Annotated in this window: 5 protein-coding genes and 1 pseudogene; 4 read left to right on the forward strand and 2 right to left on the reverse strand. The window is 74.7% G+C overall.

The annotated features are described in order from the left end of the window. A pseudogene (locus ABD308_RS06075) lies at positions 1-278 on the reverse strand (SAM-dependent methyltransferase); the annotation flags it as partial. 305 nt (positions 279-583) lie between these two features. Between ABD308_RS06075 and ABD308_RS06080 the strand changes: the two are divergent. Both ABD308_RS06080 and ABD308_RS06085 read left to right on the forward strand, forming a co-directional pair. Further along, a complete protein-coding gene (locus ABD308_RS06080; RefSeq protein WP_344328154.1) occupies positions 584-1,573 on the forward strand; it encodes a polysaccharide deacetylase family protein in 990 nt (329 codons plus the stop codon). Positions 1,574-1,738: 165 nt separating this feature from the next. Beyond that, complete coding sequence (locus ABD308_RS06085) at positions 1,739-2,155, forward strand: hypothetical protein (protein ID WP_344328156.1); 417 nt, start codon at positions 1,739-1,741, stop codon at positions 2,153-2,155. Between the two features lie 10 nt (positions 2,156-2,165). Here the strand turns inward: ABD308_RS06085 and ABD308_RS06090 are convergent, their stop codons facing one another. Beyond that, positions 2,166-2,966: an aminoglycoside adenylyltransferase domain-containing protein gene (locus tag ABD308_RS06090; RefSeq protein ID WP_344328158.1), complete on the reverse strand. Its 801-nt coding sequence runs from the start codon at positions 2,964-2,966 to the stop codon at positions 2,166-2,168. 179 nt (positions 2,967-3,145) lie between these two features. On the opposite strand from ABD308_RS06090, the gene ABD308_RS06095 reads away from it, so the two are divergent. Then, positions 3,146-3,748: a hypothetical protein gene (locus ABD308_RS06095; protein ID WP_344328161.1), complete on the forward strand. Its 603-nt coding sequence runs from the start codon at positions 3,146-3,148 to the stop codon at positions 3,746-3,748. 180 nt (positions 3,749-3,928) lie between these two features. Beyond that, positions 3,929-4,920, forward strand: a 992-nt coding sequence (locus ABD308_RS06100; protein ID WP_344328164.1) for an ALF repeat-containing protein, incomplete at its 3' end; no start/stop codon positions are given.

The raw sequence follows: 4,920 nt of genomic DNA on the forward strand, positions 1-4,920 counted from the left end.
GCGAGGGCCCGCAGGCCGGGATGGGGTTCGAGGCCGATCGCGGTGCCGCGCGGCCCGACCGCCGCCGCGAGCACCTGGGTCTCCGAGCCGGTGCCGCTGCCGATGTCCAGCGCCCGCTCGCCCCGGGCCACGGCCAGCCGCTCCCGTGCCCAGGCGCGCAGCCGTCGCACGCCGGGGCCGGCGGCCTGCGCGTCCAGCGCGGCGACCAGCCGGCCGGTGGCCGAGGGATCGGCGTTGGCGGCGTGGAAGGCCGAGGTCGGACGCGGCGGTTCGGTCATGGCGCCCACTATATGGACGGTCCGCGGTCGCGCCCGGCGCGCCGCCACGACCTGCCGCCGCGTCAATCCCGCTCGTCCGTACCGATCTTGTCATCCGGGTCATTCCCTTCCGCCCTATCGTCCTGGAGACCCGGCGTCCGTATGATCTGGGCAGCCCGCCGTCGGGGCGACCGGGGGAAGGCGCGGCCGTTCCGTGGGCCTCGATCGTTCAGCGGAGTCGTTCCGGCGAGTTGTTCCGGGGGATTCGTTCCAGGGGAGTCGTTCCAGGGGAGGGGTGGCACGGGATGCGGTTCGCGGGTGTGGGTGTGACACGTGAGGGCTACCGGATCGCCCTGCCGGGCGCGCCGGTCGAGGTGCTCGAACGCTGCGGCGTGGAACGGCCGGTGGCGCGGCTGGCCGAACTGGCGGCCCGGACACCGGGAGGCCTCACCGTGGTCGTCGACAGTGCCAACGGCCTGCTGGACGCGCCCCTCGCGGGCGCCGGGATCCCGGTGCTCCGCGCCGACCCGCCGGTCCCGGCGGACGGCGGAGCCCCGGCGGAGGTGCTCGCCGAACTGGGCCGCACCCGCCCCGGGTCCCTGACCGCCCTGCCCTCGGCCGGATGGACGATGAGCGGCCGCGAGGAGGAGATCGCGGCGGCGGACCGGGCCAGCGCCCCGGTGGAGCGTGAACTCGCCCTCGCCGGGCGTCTGGTGGCGGGCGGCACCGGCTCCGAGCCGCTGGTGGCGCTGACCTTCGACGACGGCCCGGACCCGGAGTTCACCCCGCGGGTGCTGGACGTGCTGCGCCGTCACGACGCCCCGGCGGCGTTCTTCTGCATCGGCCTGCAGGCCCTGGCCCATCCCGGTGTGGTGCGCCGGATCGCCGACGCGGGCCAGACCGTCGGCAGCCACACCTGGTCCCACGCCTACCTGCCCGACCTGGGGCCGACCGGACTCGCCCGGCAGCTCGGCCACACCGGCGAGGTCCTCGCCGAGGCCTGCGGTGACGGCCGCGCGATCCGCTGGCTGCGCCCCCCGTACGGCGGACGCAGCCCGGCACTCCTGCGCGCGGTGGACGCGTCGGGGCTCGTCACCGTGCTCTGGGACGTCGACGCCAAGGACTGGTCGAGGCCCGGCCCCGCCGTCATCGCCGAGCGCGTCCTGAGCCAGGTCCGCCCCGGCTCGGTGATCCTCATGCACGACGGCGGCGGCGACCGCTCGCAGACCGTGGCCGCCCTTCCCGCCGTCATCACCGGCCTGCGCGCCCGCGGTTACCGGATCGTGGACCTCGACGCCCTGCCGGCCGCCGCCTGACCGGTGCCGCTCGCGTCCATACTTCCCCCGTGGGCGCGTCATGACGTGTTCACGGCCGCCGACGAGAATACCGTGGCGGAACCCGGAGCCTTCGGTTCGCTCCGTACTCGTCACCTGTCACTCATCACTCGTCACTCGTCACTCGCTCCGAGGAGAGGAAGAGCCATGCGCAAGCCCCTGATGGTGATGGCCGCCGCCGCGTTCGCGGCCATCGGGTTCACCGCACCGGCGCAGGCCACCGTGACCGACGTCGACATGCCCTTCGGCATGGCCTACGGCAACAGCACCACCTCCGGAACGATCCACTTCACCGACGGCTACACGGCCAGCGTGTCCGGCGCCGTCCACGCCGCGAGCGGCGCCCGCCAGGTCTGCGTCCAGGGGGTGAACAACACCGCCGCGACGGACACCGTCTGCAGCCCGTGGGCGTACGAGGGCGGGCCGAACCAGCCGCTCAGCGCATCGCTGCGGATCGCGGCCCCGGGCGGAGTCCAGCGGGTCTACATCTGGATGGTCGACGGGGGCAACGCCCTGCTGGCCCAGGAGTACTGCACCCGCAGCGGCTGTACACGGCAGTTCTGAGCCGACGGCCTCACCCGCCGGCCGCCCTGGCGGCCTCCGCCACCCGCTCGGCCGCCCAGGCCAGGAACGCCCGTACCTCGGCCGCGGGCAGGGCGGCCGCCTCGGCGCGAGGCCGCTCGAAGCTGCGCACCGCGGCCTCCAGCAGCGGCCGGAACCCGGGCTCGGCGGCGGCGGTCTCGCGCGCCGCCGCCCGCTTGGCCACCCACCGGCCGGTGCGGCAGAACACCACCGCCCGGCAGCCGTTGAGCACCCGGTTGTCCGCCAGGTGGCCCGCCCCGTCGGCGTGTTCGCGCACCCCGGCGCGCAGCGCGGCGAACAGGTCGGCGGACGCGGGCTCCGCGATCACCCGCCGCGCCGGTGCGCCCCACAGGGTGATCCCGGCCCGGTGGGCGATCGAGCGGTCGATGACGAACCAGAACGCCTCGGCCCCGGCGGCGTCCCGGTCCGCGCGCTCCGTCAGCAGCGGACCGGTGTTGAGGTTCAGCAGGTACCCGGAGCCGCCCGAGGGCCGCCCGGCGAAGTCCGCGCCGTACACCACCAGCTCCAGCCCGGCCGCCGGACAGGGCAGCCGCCGATGGGCCAGCTCCCCGGCCAGCTCCCGCAGCGCCGCCCCGGGAAGGCCGGGCTCGACGACGACCACCACGTCCACGTCGCTGCGCCCGTGCCGGTAGTCCCCGAGCGCCACCGAACCGACCGCCAGCACGCTGACCGCCCGCGTGCCGCACACCGCCCGCACCCGGCGGACCAGTTCCTCCAGGTACCCGCGCAGCTCGGCGGGAACCGGCCGCCGCTCCTCGTCACCGTGGCTCACGCGCCCAGTCTGCCCGCCCCGGCCGGTGATCCGGCGGCGGGCCCGGCGTAGGAGTCGACTGGACGGGTGGTGGACGGGGCGGACCGGTCGGGTCGGAGCGGCCCCCGGGGCCCGTCGCGCGGGTGGTACGAAGGGCGACCGGGCGCCGCCGCGCGCCGCCGACCTGGAGGAGTCCCGCGATGACCGCTTCCCGCTTCGCCGACCGTGTCCGTTCCGCCCGCGCCGCCGCCGGTGCCGCGCTGGCGGCCGTCGCCGCCCTGGTGCCGGCGCTCGCCGTCGCCCCGCAGGCCTCCGCCGCCGTCACCGGTCTGGACAACACCTGGTCCTGTTCCGTGCCGTCCGGTTATGTCTACGACCAGATCGTCTCGTCCTCCACCTGCGGCACCACGCCCCGGTACCACCTGCGCACCCCGGTCGACGGACTGGTGTCCTGCGTCCGGGCGAGCGGCTTCGTCTACGACACCACCGCGATGACCGGCAACTGCAGCATGGCGCCGGGCAGTTCGTCGGACTCCTACCGGCTGCGGGTGCCGGGGGACCTGCTGACCTCCTGCGTCACGGCGAGCGGCTTCGTCCACGACCTCGTCACCAACATCGCCCAGTGCAGCCTCGCCCCGGGCACGACCAGGCCCGCCTACCGCCTGCGCACCCCGGTCGTCGGCCTGTGGGCGTGCTCGGTGCCGAACGGCTGGAGCTACTCCGCCACCACCGCGAGCCATGACTGCAGCTTCGGCACCAGGCCGTCGGACACGGCCACGATGTACCGTCTCAAGACGGTCTGAACCCACGATCATCCACCTGGACCGGACATCGGTGACAGAGCGGCTGCCACCGGTCTGAACAGTGGTGAGAGCGCCACCGGGGGAGCTATCGGACTGATCATCAAACCGGTATGAAGAAGATCTTGAAGGCTCTATGCTTCGTGCGTTCACAGACTCATCGCACAGAGCAGGTTCTGCCGGATGAAGCTCCCCCGGGTGTCCGCCGTCGTCGCGGCCGCGGTCCTCGCCCCCGCTGTTCTCTTCCCCTCGACGGCCCTCGCCGCGGACGCTCCGCAGCCCGCCGGCGTCGCGGGGCCCGACACCGCCTCCGAGGGCGAACCGACCCAGGAGGAACTCGACCGCGCGGAGGTCCAGAAGATCCTCGCGGACAGGAACAGCGGCGTGTCCGTGCGGGAGGCCGCCGAGAAGGCCCTCGCCGGCACGGCCGCCGATCTGCGGCACTTCCTGGAGGTCGGCCTCCGGAACGCCCGGGTGATCGACGACCGGGTCGAGGCCACCAAGATCCTCGCCCAGGGCGGCCTGGCCGTGAAGAAGGCCGCCGAGGCCGCGCTGCGCGGCTCCTACGAGGACCTGGTCGCGTTCCTCACGGAAGGCCGGTACCTGGCCCAGGCCACGGATGACCGCCTGGAGCTCGCCCGGCTCCTCGGCCGGCCGGAGACCGGCCGGGGCGTGCGCGAGGCCGGCGAGGCCGCCCTGCGCGTCAACACGCCCGCCGCGCTGCGCCACTTCTTCGAGGTCGAGCTCCCCAAGGCGCAGGCCGACGACGACCGGGTCGAGGTCACCCGGATCCTCGCCAAGGGCGGTCCGGCCGTGAAGAAGGCCGCGTCCGCCGCGCTCGACGGCACCTACGCGGACATCGTGACCTTCCTCAAGGAGGGCCAGTACACGGCCCGCGCCGAGGACGACCGGGCCGAGATCGAGCGCATCGCCGCCGACCCGCAGAGCGGCCCGCACACCCGCGAGGCCGCCCGGAAGGCGCTCGACGGCGACGCCGCCGGACTGCGCCGCTTCCTGGAGTCCGAGCTGGCGGCGGTGCGCGTGAGCGACAACCGGGTGAAGGTGTCGCAGATCGCCGAGAGCGGCGGACCGGCCGTCAGGAAGGCCGCGCTCGCCGCGCTGGAGAGCACCGACCAGGCCGTTCTGGCCTTCCTGGAGCACGGCTGGGCCGCCGC

This window comes from Kitasatospora putterlickiae (assembly GCF_039527695.1).
GTDB lineage: Bacteria > Actinomycetota > Actinomycetes > Streptomycetales > Streptomycetaceae > Kitasatospora > Kitasatospora putterlickiae.

Excerpts from the sequence above, each read along its gene's own strand:
- ABD308_RS06085 (WP_344328156.1), top strand. The coding sequence starts at position 1,739 with ATGCGCAAGCCCCTGATGGTGATGGCCGCCGCCGCGTTCGCGGCCATC.
- ABD308_RS06095 (WP_344328161.1), top strand. The coding sequence starts at position 3,146 with ATGACCGCTTCCCGCTTCGCCGACCGTGTCCGTTCCGCCCGCGCCGCC.